This is a genomic window from Micromonospora sp. NPDC002717, assembly GCF_040295705.1.
Taxonomy (GTDB): Bacteria; Actinomycetota; Actinomycetes; order Mycobacteriales; family Micromonosporaceae; genus Micromonospora.
Window position 1 is genome coordinate 1 of sequence record NZ_JBEOVW010000002.1, and the last position, 15200, is coordinate 15200.

The following is a 15200-nucleotide window of genomic DNA, read 5'->3' on the forward strand; positions in this document are numbered from 1 at the left end:
TTTTCTATTTTGGGGCCCCCCCCCCCCCCCCGCCCCGCCCCCCCCCCCCCCGGGGGGGGCGCCCCCCCCCCCCCCCCCCGCGCGTCGAGCCTCCCGTCAGCCCTGGGCGCCCTTCGCGGCGGCCTCGACCGCCGCGACGAGCGTCGAGCCTCCCGTCAGCCCTGGGCGCCCTTCGCGGCGGCCTCGACCGCCGCGACGAGCGTCGACTCGGCGGTGGCCTTGTCGACGCCGAGGTCGGCGAGCACCCCGCTGCCGTTCTCCAGCTCCAGCAGGGCGAGCAGGATGTGCTCGGTGCCGATGTAGTTGTGCCCCAGCCGCAGCGCCTCGCGGAAGGTCAGCTCCAGCGCCTTCTTGGCCTGCGCGTCGTACGGGATCAGGTCGGGGACCTCGGCCGACGACGGCGGCAGCGCGGCCGTCGCGACCTCGCGCACCCGCTCCAGCGGCACGCCCTGCGCGACGATCGCCCTCGCGGCGAGCGCCTCCGGCTCGCTGAGCAGCCCCAGCAGCACGTGCTCGGGGCGGATCTCGGCGTGCCCGCTCGCCCGCGCCTCGTTCTGCGAGGCCATCACGGTGTTGCGGGCGCGCGGGGTGAACCGGCTGAAGCCCTGTTGCGGGTCCAGCGCCGCCTCGGTGGCCTTGGGCACGAAGCGCTTCTGCGCCGCCTGCTTGCTGACGCCCATGCTCCGGCCGATGTCGGTCCACGAGGCGCCGGAACGCCGCGCCTGGTCCACGAAGTGGCCGATCAGGTGGTCGGCGATCTCGCCGAGGTGGTCGGCGACGACGACCGCGCCGGCGAGCTGGTCGAGGGCGTCGGTGTGCGCCTTCTTGATCGCCTGGATGAGGTCGTCGAGCCGGACCGGGTTGCTCATCTGCGTGTGTTCGGTCATGCGTCAACGATAGGTTGACGCCCCCTTGTCGTCAACCCTGAGTTGACGATGTCCCGCAGGCGACGGTTCGCTGACCGACGGCCTGCGGCGATCCGCCGCCGCCCGGCACCGCCCGGCGGCGGCGGGCCGGTGCGGCAACGGTCGGTCAGGCCGCGCTTCCGGCCGTGCGCAGGCTGGCCGGGCGCATGTCCGTCCAGACGCTCTCGACGTGGCTCAGGCACTCCTCGCGAGAGCCGCGGACGCCCACCGCCTGCCACCCGTCCGGCACGGGCCGATCGGCCGCCCAGATCGAGTACTGCTCCTCGGCGTTGCGGACGACGACATACTGCTCCGCTTCGAAACTCATCCCGCGTCTCCCCGTCACGAACCGGTCACTGAAGATCACTGGTACCGCACGACCCTATCCAGCCGACGCGGCCGGGGCAACGACGACCTTCACTCGATCCGGCGGCGCCGGGCGACGTGGTTTCCCGGCACCGGCGGCGGCCCCGGCCCCTGGCGGCGGCGGTTCAGCTCCCGCCGTCGGGGTGCGGCGCGTCGCCCGACAGCGGCCGAACGAGGAGCTCGAACGCCTCGGCGTACCACGTCTCCGGCACCGACTCGGGGTCTACGAGGCGCTGGATGCTCAGCCCGATGTCCAGACCGAGGAGCAGGGTCGCGGTACGGGCCACCAGCGCGGGATCCGGCCCGTCGGCCCGGACGGCCAGGTGGGCGGCGATCCCGGCGCGGGTGCGGCGCAGCGCCTCGATGTAGCGGGGACGCACCCGCGGATTGCGCATGGCGGCGATCCAGAACTCCATCATCAGCAGCGCGAAGTCGGCGTTCTCCCCGGCCCGGTCGCCGGTCGAGTTGGCCGAGCTGAGGGCGGCGAACGCCTGCACCATGTCGGACTCACCGGCGTCGACCTGGGACAGGTCGGTGCCAATGAGGTCCAGCTGCCGGTCCAGCAGGGCGAGGATGATGTCCTCCTTGTTGCGGAAGCTGGAGTACACCGCGCCCTTGGTCAGCCCGGCGGCGGCGGCGATGTCGTCCAGGGAGGCGGCCGGCCCGCGCTCGGCGAGCAGCCGCTGCGCCGCGTCGAGCAGGCGGTTCCGGTTGTGCCGCTGCCGCTCCTGGCGCCCCATTCGTTCCATCAGGCGACTCTCCCGTCGTTCCGCTTGACCCGAATCTCCGCATTCCGCATACTCGGCGGTATCTGAATACCGACCAGTATCGGAGATGTCATGGTGCTGCGCGTGGACCATGTCTGCAAGGAGTATCGCGGAGGGGTGCGGGCCAACGACGACATCAGCATCCGGGTGAACGCCGGCCAGGTGTACGGCCTGCTCGGCCACAACGGCGCCGGCAAGACCACACTGGTCAACCAGGTCGCCGGGCTGATCAAGCCGACCAGCGGCACGATCCGCATCGGCGACGGCGACCCGGTCGCCGACCCCGGGTTCGCCCACCGGGTCTGCTCGGTGCAGCCGCAGGCCCAGGTGCCGCTGATGGGCGTCACGCCGCGCCAGGCCATCACCCTGGTGGCCCGCATCCGGGGGGCCGGCCGGGCCGAGGCGGCCGCCGCCACCCAGCGGCTGCTCGAGGCCCTCGACATCACCGAGTGGGCCGACACCCCGGCCGAGCGCCTCTCCGGCGGCGTCCGCCGCCTCGCCGCGTACTGCCTGGCCGCCGTGCGGCCGGGCCAGGTGATCGTGCTCGACGAGCCCAGCAACGACGTGGACCCGGTGCGCCGGCGGCTGCTGTGGCAGCAGGTCCGGTCGCTGGCCGACGACGGGGCCGCCGTCCTCCTGGTCACCCACAACCTCACCGAGGTCGAACGGATCCTCGACCGGCTCTCGGTCCTGGCGCACGGCCGGGTGGTCGCCGAGGGCACCGTCGCCGACCTGCGGGCCGGCGCCGGCCCGGCGCTGCGGCTCGACGTCAGCCTGTCGGCCGGCAGCGACGAACCCGCGCCACCGCCGTTCGCCGGGCAGCCCCCGCGCCGGGACCGGCAGCGGCTCGTGTACGCCCTGGACACCGCCGACGCGGTGGCCGCCACCGAGTGGGCGGCCCGTATGCAGGCCGCCGGCACCATCGAGGACTTCTCGCTGTACCCGATGCGGGTCGAGGACATCTACCTCGCCCTCGAAGAGCACCAGACGACCCACGAGGAGGTCGACGATGTCGTGGCTCCGTAGCTACGCCCTGCTGCTGCGCTGGAACACGCTGCGGCTGCGCTTCCTGCTTCCCCTCTTCGCGATCGTCTCCGCCGGGCTCTCCGTCGGCATCATCGTCGGCTTCGCGTACCTGCTGCCCGACGTCGACGCGACCAGCGCCGCGTTCCTCGCCACCGGCGGCCCCACCATCGGGCTGATCACCGTCGGGCTGGTGATGGCCCCGAACATGGTGGCGCAGAGCAAGTTGCAGGGCAGCTTCGAGTTCGACCAGACGCTGCCCGTCCCACCGCTGGCCTCGGTCGCCGCCGGGGTCACCGTGTGGATCCTGGGCGCGCTGCCCGGGCTCGTGCTGTCGCTGCTGGTCGCCGCGTTCCGCTTCGACCTGCGACTGGACCCGAGCCCGCTGGTGATCCTCGCCGCCCTGCTCGTCGCCCTGACCGCCACCACGCTCGGCTACGGACTGGCCCACGCCCTCCCGCCGGCCGCGGTCGGCCTGGTGACCCAGCTCGTCGTCTTCGTCACGCTGATGTTCTCCCCCGTCAACTTCCCCGTCGACCGGCTACCTGGCTGGTTGCAGGCCGTGCACGTCGTGCTCCCGTTCCAGTACATGGCGCAGAGCGTGCGCGAGGCGCTGGTCGGCGGCATCAGCGGCACCCCGTACCTCGTGATGGGCGCGTGGTGCCTGGTCGGGCTGGTGGTGACCTACCGGCTGATCGTCCGGCGGCCCTGACTCACCGGGGAACGACCTCGTACAGCGGGAAGTAGCTGTCGAAGGCGTCCCGGGAGTAGGCGTCGGCCAACTGCGGGATGGCGTCGAAGGAGGCCACCGGCTCGTTGATCTCGGGCAACCAGCCGGTGCTCTCCTGCACGTCCCGGATCCGTCGGCAGTCCTGGAACCGCCAGGCGTGGGTGTGCACGTGGATGTGCCGGCCGATGCACTCCACCGCCCGCAGGTTCGACAGCCGCATGCCGTGCTTCCAACCGACGGTGGCGAGCACGCTCTCGCGGGCCAGCGACTGCAACGTCACCCGGTGCAGCCCACCGCCCATGTTGTCCAGGAAGATGGAGACGCCCTGGCCGCCGCTGAGCTCCATCACCCGCTCGACGAAGCGCCGCTTGGAATCCTTGTGCCGGTCCAGCGCGTCCGGGTCGCCGGAGGCCTTCGCCACGTCGTAGTCCAGGTCCGGGAACTCGCGGCGGTCGATCGGGGCGGCGCCGGAGGCGGCGATCGCGGCCAGCCGGGTGTCGCGGCCGGACACCATGGCCGTGCGGAAGCCGTCCCGGCGGGCCAGCTCCAACTGCGCCCAGACCACGCCGCCGCCCCAGCCGAGGACCAGGGGCGGCTCGTCCCAGTGGTCGTCGACCTGCGCCTCCCAGCAGCGCCGGGCCACCCGCCAGTTGTCCCAGGCGGTGAAGTAGCGGGCGAACGGCGCCCAGCGCTCGATCGGGTGGCGGCCCTGCTCGGGCAGGGGCACCAGCAGCCGCGCCTCGGTGACGAACCGCCCGCACAGCAGCCCCGGCGAACCGGGGGCGTCGTACGCGCAGATCCGCTCGGCGTAGCCGTTGCGGTCGATCACCCCGAACGGGATCCACAGGCACTCCTGGCCCTCGCGCAGGCCCCGCACGCCGGGCCCGGCCGCGAGCACCCGGACCACGCCGCAGGTGCCGAGGACGATCTTGTCGTCGCCCCGCTGCCGCGCCACGTCCACCGGGTGCCGGGAAATCGCGTGCTCCATGTTGGCTTCCCAGCAGCCCACCAGCGGCTCGACGAGGACCTCGCCCTCCTCGGGCCGGCGCACCGGGATCTGCTCCAGCGTCAGCTGTCCCCGGGTCGGCTCGCTCCCCGGTTCAGTGGCATGCAGCACCCACGCCTTGGTCGTCGCCATCCTGCACCTCCTGATCGTCGTCATCCATCTGGGCGGCCAGTGCCTCTTCCACGGCGGCGGCGAACGCCGTCACCGTGCGGTTCTCGAACACGCTGCGGATCGGCAGGTCGACCTGCCACGCCCGGCGGGCCCGCGACACCACCTGGGTGGCCTTGATCGAGGTCCCGCCGAGCGCGAAGAAGTCACCGTCCGGTCCGAGGCCCTCCACCTGGAGCACCTGGCCCCAGAGCGTCGCCACGGCCTGCTCGGTGACCGTCATCTCGGCCTGTGCCTCCTGCTCCCCGGCCAGGTCGCGCGGCGACGGCAGGGCGCGCACGTCGAGCTTCCCGCTGCTGGTCAGCGGCAGCCGGTCCAGCGGCACGACGGCACCGGGCAGCATGTACTCCGGGAGCACCTGCGCGCAGTGCGCGAGCAGCTTCTCCGCGTCCACCCGCGCCGCGCCGGCCGGCACCACGTACGCCACCAGGGTGTCCGGTGTGCCGTCCGAGCCGTCCGAGGCGCGGGCCACCACCGCGCACTCGGCCACGTCGTCGTGCCGGCGCAGCACCGCCTCCACCTCGCCGGTCTCGATCCGCAGGCCGCGTACCTTGACCTGCTGGTCGGTGCGGCCGAGGAAGCGCAGCGCACCGTCCTCGGTCCAGCGCACCAGGTCGCCGGTGCGGTAGAGGCGGGCACCGGGCGGGCCGAACGGGTCCGGCACGAACCGCTGCGTGGTCAGCTCGGGGCGCCCGGCGTACCCCCGGGCCAGTCCGGCGCCACCCACGTGCAGCTCGCCGGGGATGCCGACGCCGACCGGGCGGCCCGAGGCGTCCAGCACCCGGACCGTGACGTTCGGGATCGGCCGGCCGATGGGCGGGGCCTCGTCCTCGGGGCCGCACTCGTGCACCGAGACCCAGATCGTCGCCTCCGTCGGGCCGTACGCGTTGAAGACCCGGCGCCCCGGGGTGCGCCACTGCCGCACCAGCGAAGCGGGCAGCGCCTCGCCGGCGAGGACGAGGGTGCGCAGCTCCGGCAGGGCCGCGACCGGCACGGCCGCCAGGGCCGACGGGGTGATGGTCAGCGCGGTGATCCGCTCGGTGGCGAGCAGGTCCCGCAGGTCCGGCCCCGGCGCCACCCGCTCGGCCGGGGCGAGGTGCAGGGTGGCGCCCGCGCCGAGGGCCATGGCCACGTCGAAGACCGACGCGTCGAACGTCGGCGACGCCCACTGCAACACCCGGTCGTCCGGGCCCAGCCCGAAGAGCGCGCGCTGGGCCGCGATCACGTTGCACAGCCCCCGGTGCGGCACGAGCACGCCCTTGGGCCGGCCGGTCGACCCCGAGGTGTAGATGGAGTAGGCCAGGTCGTCGGGACCGGCCGAGGCCGGCAGCCGGTCGTCGGGCAGGTCGGCGTACCGGTTGCGGTGCGCGTCCAGCAGGACGGTCTCCACCCCGGCGCGCGGCAGGCCGGCGCGGTGGTGCCGGTCGCTGACCACCACCGCGACGCCGGCGTCGGCGAGGATGTCGGCCAGCCGGGCCGGCGGGTGGTCGGGGTCCAGCGCGACGAAGCAGCCGCCCGCCTTGAGCACGGCGAGCATCGCCACGACCAGTTCCGGGGTACGCCCCAGGCACAGCCCGACCGGCGTGTCCGGGCCCACGCCCAGGCCGCGCAGGTGCCGGCCGAGCTGGTTGGCCCGGCGGTCCAGTTCGCCGTAGGTGACCGACTCGCCGCCGGCGCGCAGCGCGACCCGCTCGCCACCCAGGTCGGCCTGCTCCTCGACGAGTCCGTGCACGGTCGTCCCGTCCGGGTACGGCGCGGACGTCCCGCTCCAGCCGGCCACCAGGGCGCGCTCGGCGTCGGTCAGCACGTCCACGCCGCGCACCGGCGTGTCCGGCCGCGTCGCCACGGTGTCGAGCACCGTCGCGAGGTGTCCGAGCAGCCGGGCGACGGCGTCGTGGCCGACCCGACGGGGGTCGTAGCCGACCCGGACGGCCAGCCGCTCGCCCTCGGGGATCACCAGCACCGACAGCGGGTAGTTGGTCCGGTAGCGGTACTGCCCGTCGCGGATCTCGACCGCGCCGCTGCGCCGGTGCAGCACGCCCACCCCGGGCAGGTTGAGCACCGTCATGATGGTGTCGAACAGGGGCAGGCCCGGGGGCACCTCGCTCCACCGCTGCACCTGCTCCAGCGGGCTGAAGTCGTACCGGCGCAACGTTGCCTGTTCGTGTTGCAGGGCGACGGCCGTGGCGAGGACCGAGCGGGCCGGGTCGAAGCGGACCCGCACCGGCAGCGTGTTGATGAACAGGCCGGCGGTCTGTTCCACCCCCGGCACGTCCGACGGGCGGCTGGACAGCGTGCCCCCGAACACGACGTCGTCGCGCCCGCTGTGCGCCCGCAGGACGAGCGCCCAGCAGGTCTGCAGCAACGAACCGAGGGTGACCTCCCGGCGCCGGCCCAGCTCGCGCAGGGCGGCCACGGTCTCCGCCGGCACGTGCAGCACCTGCTCCGGGTTGTCCCGACCGGACGGCTCCGGGGCGCTGCCGTCCGGCGGGCGGATCCACGCCGGGGTGGTCGAGTCGGTGACGCCGCGCAGCGCCTCCCGCCACGCCTGCCCGGCCGCGTCGAGGTCCTGGGCCCGCACCCAGCCGACGTACTCGTGGAAGGAGGTCGCCGGCCGGGTTTCCAGGGGCCGCCCGCCGGCCAGGGTGTCGTAGTTGGCGAACGCCTCGTCGAGCACCATCAGCGCCGACCACGCGTCCAGCAGCAGGTGGTGGTAGCGCAGGACGAACGTGTAGTCCTCCTCGCCGGTGCGGATCAGGGTCAGCCGGACCAGCGGCGGCTGCTGGACGTCGAAACCCTGGAGCCGGTCGGCGCGCAGCCGCTCCTCCAGCCGCGCCGGCAGGTCCGCGGCGGGCACGTCCCGCCAGTCGAGGGTCTCCATGGGCACCTCGACGTGGTCCCGGACCACCTGGACGGGCTGCTTGATGTCCTCCCAGTGGAACGACGTGCGCAGCACCGCGTGCCGCTGGGTGAGCGCCTGCCACGCCGCGAGCAGCAGGTCCGGGTCGACCGGCCCGTGCAGCCGGTACTCGACCTGGTCGACGTAGAAGGCCGCCCGGGGGTCGGCGAGGCTGTGCGACAGCAGCCCTTCCTGCATGTACGACAACCGGTAGATGTTGTCGACTCCGGGAACGGTCAAGGCTTGTCCTTCCTCAGCGTCTCGGGTGCGGTGGGACGTCCGTTCGGCCGGCCGGAGCTTGCCCCGGCCAGTTGCGCGGCCAGCGCGGTCAGGTCGCTCGCGTCCAGCTCGGCGTCGGCGAAGGCGGCCAGGTCGGCCGGTGCGCGGCGGCCCTCGCCGGCCGGCGTCCGCTCCCCGCCCGGCCGGCCGGGCCCCGGCGCGGCGTCGCCGGCCGGGGGCCGGCCGGCTCCGCGATCGTCGGCTTCCCGGTCGTCGGCTTCCCGGTCGTCGGTGGCGACGGCGGCGAGGTCCCGGACGGTCGGGTGGGCGAAGACGTCGGCCTCGGCGATGCGCAGGCCCGCCCGGCGGGCGGCCCCGACCAGCCGGAGGCTGAGGATCGAGTCGCCCCCGAGGTCGAAGAAGTTGTCGGTGACGCCGACCCGGTCGACCCGGAAGATCTCCGCCCAGATCTCGGCGAGGATCTGCTCGCGCGGGCTCTCCGGCGCCCGGCGGGGACGGCCCGATCCCGGCCCGGCGGCCCGGGTCGCCGCCGGGGTGGCGTCGACCAGTTCGGCGTAGAGGCCCGGCCGCCACCGCTCCGGCAGGTGCCCGGCGAGCCGGGACCAGTCGGCGTCCGCGACCACCAGGCACGGCGGCCCGGACGCGGACCGGGCCAGCACGTCCAGCCCGGCGGCCGGGTCGAGGGGGTGCAGGCCGAACGCGGCCAGCCGGTCCCGCTCGCGGGCTCCCAGCCGGGCCGCCATCCCGGTCTCCGCCCACGGGCCCCAGGCGATGCTGACCGCCGGCAGGCCGAGGGCGCGCCGGTGGCCGGCGAGGGCGTCGAGGAAGGCGTTGCCGGCGGCGTACCCGGCCTGACCCGCGGTGCCCACCACCCCGGCCAGCGAGGAGAACAGCACGAAGAAGTCGAGTTGGTCGTGGAGGGTGGCGAGGTGCAGGTGCGCGGCGGCCAGCTTCGGCCGGAGCGGGACGTCGAGGCGGTCGGGCGTCTGCGCGCCGAGCGGGGCGTCGTCGAGGCCGCCGGCGGCGTGCACCACGCCCCGCAGCGGCGGGCCGGCGCGCCGCGCCTCGGCCACCGCCAGGTCCAGCGCGACCGGGTCGGTGACGTCGCAGACCAGGGTCCTCACCCGGTCGTCCCCGGTCGGGAGGGGCTCCGCGCCCTCGACGGTCGTGGCGCCCCGGGACAGCAGCCACACCCGGCCCGCACCCCGGTCGAGCAGCCAGGCCGCGACCCGGCGGCCGAGGCCGCCGGTGCCGCCGGTGACCAGGTAGCTGCCGTCCGGGTGCACGGGCAGGGTCTCCGGCCCGTCCGCCGGTGCCGGCAGGAGCCGGGGCACCAGCGTCCCCGTCGGACGGACGGCCTGCTGCGGTGGCGGGGCGGGGGCGGTCAGCGCGGCGAGCACGGCGGCGGCGTCCGCGGCCGGGTCGCCGTCGGGCGCCAGGTCGACCAGGACCACGTCGGCGTCCGGCCGCTCGGTCATCGCCACCCGACCCAGCCCCCACACGGCGGCGTGGGTGGGGTCGACCAGACCGGTGTCGTCGGTCTGCTGGCAGCCGCGGGTGACGAGCACCAGCCGGGCCGCCGGGTGCCGGTCGGCCAGGGCGTGCAGCAGGTGCAGCGCGGCGTGCGCGCCGTGGGCCTGCCGCTCGTGCAGCGCCTCGGCGCCGCCCGGCACCCCGGGGCCGTCGTCGAGGGGCCACAGCAGGGCGACACCGCGGAGCGGCTCCGGTTCCGGCTCCGCCAGCAGGGCGGGCAACCCGCCGGGGTGGTCGGCGACCGTCGCCGGCCCGACCGACCGGCAGGTCCCGGCGCCGTCGCGTACGGCGGCCGCGACCCGGTCGGCGACGCCCCCGTCGTCGGCGAGGATCAGCCAGCGGCCGGCGGTGTCGGTCGGGCGTTCCGGGGCCGGGTCGGCGGGACGCCAGTCGATCCGGTGGCGCAGCCGGTCGCCGTTCTCGGCCCCGCGCAGCAGCGCGTCCCGGCGGACCCGGCGCAGCCGCAGGCCGTCGACGACCAGGCGGACCCGGCCGGCGGCACGCAGGGTGACGTCGAGGACGAGGTCGTCGCCGTCGGGGGTGGCCGACCGCAGCCGGGCCCGGCAGGTGAGGTCGTCGTCCCCGGCAGCCGTCGGCCCGGGTGCGTACCAGGCGAGCCGGTCGACGCCGACCGGGACGGCCAGCCCGCGTCCGTCGGTCGCCAGGGCCTGCGGGGCGAGCGCCAGGACCAGGCGCAGGCACGAGTCGAGCAGGCCGGGTTCCGGTCGCGTGGACGGCGGCACGACGCGCGGGCGGCGCAGCGTCGCGTCGACCTCGTCGCCGTGCCGCACGACCGACTCCAACCACCGGTAGCGGGGGCCCAGCCGGTAGCCGGCAGCCCGCATCCGGTCCTCCAGGTCCACCACCACGGTGCCGGCGGTGTCGCGGGGACGGGCGGGTTCGGCCGGCACCGGGCCGGCCGGCCGCACGGTGCCGGTGGCGTGCACCCGCCAGCGCCCCGGGTCGGTCCCGGTCGCGCTGACCACCTCGGCGGTTCGCCCGGGGCCGTCCGGGGCGCCGAGCAGCACCTGCACCCGGGCCTGTTCGCCGGCGGTCAGGGTGAGCGGCTCGGGAAAGGCCACGTCGGTGACCTCGGCGGCCGGTTCCCCGTCGGCGGCGGTCGCGGCGAGGATCGCGGCGAGGTGGTTGGCGGCCGAGACGACGGTGGCGCCGAAGAGGCCGTGGTCGGTCAGCCGCTCCGGCAGCTCGGGGCCGACGACCTGCTCGAAGGCGCTGCCGGTGAGGGCGGGTGAGCGCAGCCGCTCCCCGAGCGGGCCGGTGTCGGCGGACCTGGCGACTCCGAGACGCGTGTCGCGCCAGTAGCGGCGCCGCTGGAACGGGTACGTCGGTAGCGGCACCCGCCCGGCGTCCGGGTGCACCCGCTCCCAGGCCACCGGCGCGCCCGCGCAGAAGGTGGCGCCGAGGGCGTCCCGGGCCACGGCGCGGTCGCCCCGGCCCCGGCGCATCGTCGGCACCCACCGGACGCCCCGCGGCACGAGCGCCCCGCGGCGGGCGAGCGTGCCCAGCACCGGGTCGGGGCCCAGCTCCAGCACCAGCCCGCAGTCCAGCTCGCCGAGGCGGCCCACCGCCTCGGCGAAGCGCACCGGCTCGCGGGCGTTGCGGCACCAGTAGTCGGCGTCCATCGGCCCGTCGAGCAGCCGCCCGGTCACCGTGGAGACCACGTCCACGCGCGGCTCGGCGGGCCGGACCCGGGCCGCCTCGGCGGCGAGTTCGGCCAGGACCGGGTCCATCAGCGCCGAGTGGAACGCGTGCGACACCCGCAGGTCGCGGTGCCGGACACCGGCGTCGTCCAGGGCCCGCGCCACGCTCTCGACGGCACCGGCCGGGCCCGACACGACGGTCTCGGCCGGGCCGTTGTACGCCGCGACGGACACCTCGGGGTGCCGGGCCAGCACGGCCTCCGTGGCCGCCCCGTCCGCCGCGACGGCGAGCATCCGGCCGCCGGCGGGCAGCGCGTCCATCAGGCGGGCCCGTACGGCCACCAGCCGGAGCGCCTCGTCCAGCGGCAGCACGCCGGCCACGCACGCCGCGGCGTACTCGCCGACGCTGTGGCCGAGGACGACCGCCGGCTCCAGGCCCCAGGAACCCCAGAGCCGGGCCAGGGCGTACTCGACGGCGACGACGGCCGGCTGGGTCCATCCGGTGCGGTGCAGCAGCTCACCGCCGTCGTGGAGCACCCGGACCAGGTCGTCGCCCAGGTGCTCGCCGAGGATGTCGGCGCACTCGCCCAGGGCGCTGCGGAACACCGGCTCGGTGTCGTACAGCGTCCGGCCCATGCCCGGGTACTGGCAGCCCTGGCCGGGGAAGACGAACGCGATCCGGGGGGCGGCGCGCACCTCGCCCTCGACCATGTCGTCCGCCCGGCTCCGGGCGTACCGGTCGAGGTGGTGGCGCAGTTCATCCCGGTCGGCGGCGGTGACGGCCAGGCGGTGCCGCAGCGGGGCGCGGAACCGGGCGGCGGCGGCGCAGACGGCCGGCGCGGGGAGTTCCGGGTGCCGGTCGAGGTGGGCGGCGTAGCGGCCGGCGAGGGCCCGCAGCGCGGCGGGCGACCCGGCGGACAGCGGCAGCAACAGGGCGTCGCCGCTGCCGTCGCCGCGTTCCTCGCCGTTCGCCGGCTCCGTCGCGGGGCGGTGCTCGGCCAGCAGCACGTGGGCGTTGGTGCCGCCGATGCCGAACGAGCTGACCCCGGCGACCCGGGGCCGGCCGTCCGGGCCCTCCGGCCAGGGCCGGCCGGTGGTGGCCACCGACAGGGGCAGGTCGTCCCAGGGCAGGCGGGGGTTGGGGGTGCGGAAGTTCAGGTGCGCGGGGATCCACCGGTGCCGCAGCGCCAGCACCGTCTTGATCAGGCCGACCACCCCGGCCGCCGCCTCCAGGTGACCGATGTTCGTCTTCACCGAGCCGACCACCAGCGGTTCGCGCCGGTCCCGGCCCAGCACGTCCGCGGCGGCACGCAGCTCGATCGGGTCGCCGAGCGGGGTGCCGGTGCCGTGCGCCTCCAGGTAGCCGACGTCGGACGGGGCGAGGCCGGCGGCGCGGAGCGCGTCGGTCAGCAGTTCCTGCTGGGCGGTGCCGTTCGGCACGGTCAGGCCGCTGCTGGCGCCGTCGTGGTTGACGGCGGACCCGGCGAGCACGGCGTGGATGTCGTCGCCGTCGGCGATCGCGTCGGAGAGCCGCTTGAGCACCACCATCCCGGCGCCCTCGCCCCGGGCGTAGCCGTCCGCCGCCGCGTCGAAGGTCTTGCACCGGCCGTCCGGGGCGAGCGCGCCGGCACGGCAGAGGAACAGGGTGATGTCCGGGGCGAGCATCAGGTGCGCGCCGCCGGCCAGCGCCAGGTCGCACTCGCCGGCCCGCAGCGCCTGGGCGGCCAGGTGCACGGTGACCAGCGACGACGAGCAGCCGGTGTCGACCGCCATCGACGGCCCACGCAGCCCGAGCACGTACGACAGCCGCCCGGCCGCCACGCAGAAGAGGTTGCCGGTGCCGGTGTAGCCGTCGATCCGGGCCGGGTCGGCGATCTGGAGTCCCTTGTAGTCGTCGATGGACAGGCCGGCGAACACACCGCTGCGGGTGCCGCGCAGCCGGTCCGCCGGCATCCCGGCGTGCTCCAGCGCCTCCCAGGCCACCTCCAGCAGGAGCCGCTGCTGGGGGTCCATGCTCTCCGCCTCCACGGCGGAGATGCCGAAGAAGTCGGCGTCGAAGGTGTCCACGGTGGGCAGGAACCCGCCGCGGCGGGCGTAGATGGTGCCCGGTTCGAGGGGGTCGTCGCCGTGCAGCGCGTCGACGTCCCAGCGGTCGCGGGGCACCGGGGCGGTGGCGTCGACGCCGTCGCGCAGCAGCCGCCAGAACTCGTCCGGGCCGTCGGCGCCGGGCACCCGGCAGGCCATGCCGACGACGGCGATCGGCTCGTCGGCCGCCGGCACCGGGCCCGTCCGGACCGGGGTCGCCGCCGGCCCGGACGCCGGCCGGTCCCCGTCGCCGCCGCCGAGCCGGGCGGTGAGGTGGGCGGCGAGGTCGGCGACGGTCGGGTGGTCGAACGCCACCGTCGGCCCCACCGGGACGTGCGGACGCAGCTCGGCGGCGAGCCGCTCGGCGAGGCGGACGGCGGTCAGCGAGTCGAAGCCGAGGGCGAACAGGCCCGCGTCGGCGGGGACCTCCGAGCGGTGGCGGCCCAGCACCTCCGCCGCGCGGTCGACGACGTACTCCCGGACCCGGTGGCCGAGCCCGGCCGGGCTGCCGGCGCGGAGCCGGTCGACGACCGACGACCCGACGGAGACCCGTTCCGGCTCCGCGGCCGGGGTGCCGGCGGTCCGGGTCACGGCCGGCAGCGCGTCCCAGGCCACGGGCAGGCCGGCGAGGTAGAGGTCGGCGGCCAGCGCGTGGACCGCCTCGGCGGCGTCCCGGTCGGGGCGCAGCGAGCCCAGCACGGTGGTGCCGGGCCGCCCGCCCAGGCACTGCAGCAACGCCGTGCGCAGCACCGGGGTGGGGCTGATCTCCAGGTGGACGGCGGCGTCGGCGCGGGCCACCGCGTCGAGGAAGCGCACCGGCCGGCGGGACAGCATCCCCCAGTGCTCCGCGCCCAGCCGGTCGCCGCCGACCAGGTCGCCGTGGACGGTGGAAACCATGTCGGTGGTGGTGGGGCCGTTGCGCAGCAGCGGCCGCAGGTCCGCCACCAGCTCCCCGGTGAACGGCTCCATCTGCGGGCTGTGGAAGGCGTAGTTGATGCCGAGGTCGCGGTGGAACACGCGGTCCGCGGCCAGCCGCGCCACGGCGGCGTCCAGGGCGGACCGCTCCCCGGAGAGCACCACGCTCGCCGGGCCGTTGACCGCCGCCAGCGACAGCCCGGCGGGCAGGTCGGCGAGCAGTCGGGTGGCCTGCTCGGCGGAGAGGCCGACGGCGAGCATCCCGCCGCCGCCGGTCGCCCGCTGCAACATCCGGCCCTGGTGGTACGCGACCGCCATGGCGTCCTCGACGCCGAGCGCCCCGGCGGCGTACGCGGCGGTGATCTCGCCGAGGCTGTGGCCGATCACCACATCGGGTCGTACGCCGAGGCTGTCCAGCAGCGCGAGCAGGCCGATCTCCACCGCGACGATCGCCGGCTGGGCGACGGCGGTCTCGGTGAGCCGGCTCGCCCCGGCCGGCCGGCGGATCTCCTCGGTGACGGACCAGCCGCCGAGCGCGCGCACGGCCGCGTCGCAGCGGTCCAGGGCGTCCGCGTACGGGGCGCATCCGGACAGCCCGTCGCCCATGCCGGGCCACTGGGTGCCCTCACCGGAGAACACCATCGCCAGGCGCGGGACGTCGGTGCCGGTGGCCGTGCGTACCCCGTCGGTGGGCTCCCCGGCGGCGGCGGAGCGCAGCGCGGCCACCAGCGCCACCCGGTCCCCTCCGACGGCGACCAGCCGGTGCGCCGCGCCCGCCGGGGCGCCCTGCGCGGTCGGCTCCGCCCCGGCGGCCAGCCGGTCCGCGGCCTCGGCGGCCCGGCGCCGCAGCGCGTCGGCGTCGGCGGCGCCGATCGGCACCATCCAGGACATGGGCACCTCCG

8 protein-coding genes are annotated in these 15200 nt (G+C 76.0%); 2 read left to right on the forward strand and 6 right to left on the reverse strand.

The features are described from left to right. Window positions 1–155 precede the first annotated feature (155 nt). From ABT006_RS04110 to ABT006_RS04120, 3 genes are all read right to left on the reverse strand, one after another. Window positions 156–887 (reverse strand): Clp protease N-terminal domain-containing protein, encoded by a 732-nt coding sequence (locus tag ABT006_RS04110; protein ID WP_350702748.1) that lies wholly within the window; start codon window positions 885–887, stop codon window positions 156–158. A gap of 145 nt (window positions 888–1032) precedes the next feature. Then, window positions 1033–1233 (reverse strand): MbtH family protein, encoded by a 201-nt coding sequence (locus ABT006_RS04115; protein WP_350702750.1) that lies wholly within the window; start codon window positions 1231–1233, stop codon window positions 1033–1035. Window positions 1234–1396: 163 nt separating this feature from the next. After that, a complete protein-coding gene (locus ABT006_RS04120; protein ID WP_350702751.1) occupies window positions 1397–2020 on the reverse strand; it encodes a TetR/AcrR family transcriptional regulator in 624 nt (207 codons plus the stop codon). A 90-nt stretch (window positions 2021–2110) separates the two neighbouring features. Between ABT006_RS04120 and ABT006_RS04125 the strand changes: the two genes are divergently transcribed. Then, entirely contained in the window at window positions 2111–3064 is a 954-nt protein-coding gene (locus ABT006_RS04125; RefSeq protein ID WP_350702753.1) for an ABC transporter ATP-binding protein, read from the forward strand. Further along, window positions 3048–3773 carry an ABC transporter permease gene (locus tag ABT006_RS04130; protein ID WP_350702755.1) on the forward strand — a complete coding sequence of 242 codons (726 nt, stop codon included), beginning with the start codon at window positions 3048–3050 and terminating at the stop codon, window positions 3771–3773. Before ABT006_RS04125 ends, ABT006_RS04130 begins: the two co-directional genes overlap by 17 nt. Before the next feature lies 1 nt (window position 3774). On the opposite strand, the gene ABT006_RS04135 is transcribed toward ABT006_RS04130, so the two are convergent. From ABT006_RS04135 to ABT006_RS04145, 3 genes are read right to left on the reverse strand one after another with little or no spacing between them, the layout of a single operon-like run. After that, entirely contained in the window at window positions 3775–4929 is a 1155-nt protein-coding gene (locus ABT006_RS04135) for a hypothetical protein (protein ID WP_350702757.1), read from the reverse strand. Further along, on the reverse strand, window positions 4892–8104 hold the full coding sequence (locus ABT006_RS04140; RefSeq protein WP_350702759.1) for a non-ribosomal peptide synthetase: 3213 nt from the start codon (window positions 8102–8104) through the stop codon (window positions 4892–4894). Before ABT006_RS04140 ends, ABT006_RS04135 begins: the two co-directional genes overlap by 38 nt. Next, complete coding sequence (locus ABT006_RS04145) at window positions 8101–15189, reverse strand: SDR family NAD(P)-dependent oxidoreductase (protein WP_350702761.1); 7089 nt, start codon at window positions 15187–15189, stop codon at window positions 8101–8103. Before ABT006_RS04145 ends, ABT006_RS04140 begins: the two co-directional genes overlap by 4 nt. Window positions 15190–15200: the final 11 nt, after the last annotated feature.

Coding starts and splice junctions, on each gene's coding strand:
- ABT006_RS04110 (WP_350702748.1), bottom strand. CDS start 887: ATGACCGAACACACGCAGATGAGCAACCCGGTCCGGCTCGACGACCTC.
- ABT006_RS04115 (WP_350702750.1), bottom strand. CDS start 1,233: ATGAGTTTCGAAGCGGAGCAGTATGTCGTCGTCCGCAACGCCGAGGAG.
- ABT006_RS04120 (WP_350702751.1), bottom strand. CDS start 2,020: ATGGAACGAATGGGGCGCCAGGAGCGGCAGCGGCACAACCGGAACCGC.
- ABT006_RS04125 (WP_350702753.1), top strand. CDS start 2,111: ATGGTGCTGCGCGTGGACCATGTCTGCAAGGAGTATCGCGGAGGGGTG.
- ABT006_RS04130 (WP_350702755.1), top strand. CDS start 3,048: ATGTCGTGGCTCCGTAGCTACGCCCTGCTGCTGCGCTGGAACACGCTG.
- ABT006_RS04135 (WP_350702757.1), bottom strand. CDS start 4,929: ATGGCGACGACCAAGGCGTGGGTGCTGCATGCCACTGAACCGGGGAGC.
- ABT006_RS04145 (WP_350702761.1), bottom strand. CDS start 15,189: ATGTCCTGGATGGTGCCGATCGGCGCCGCCGACGCCGACGCGCTGCGG.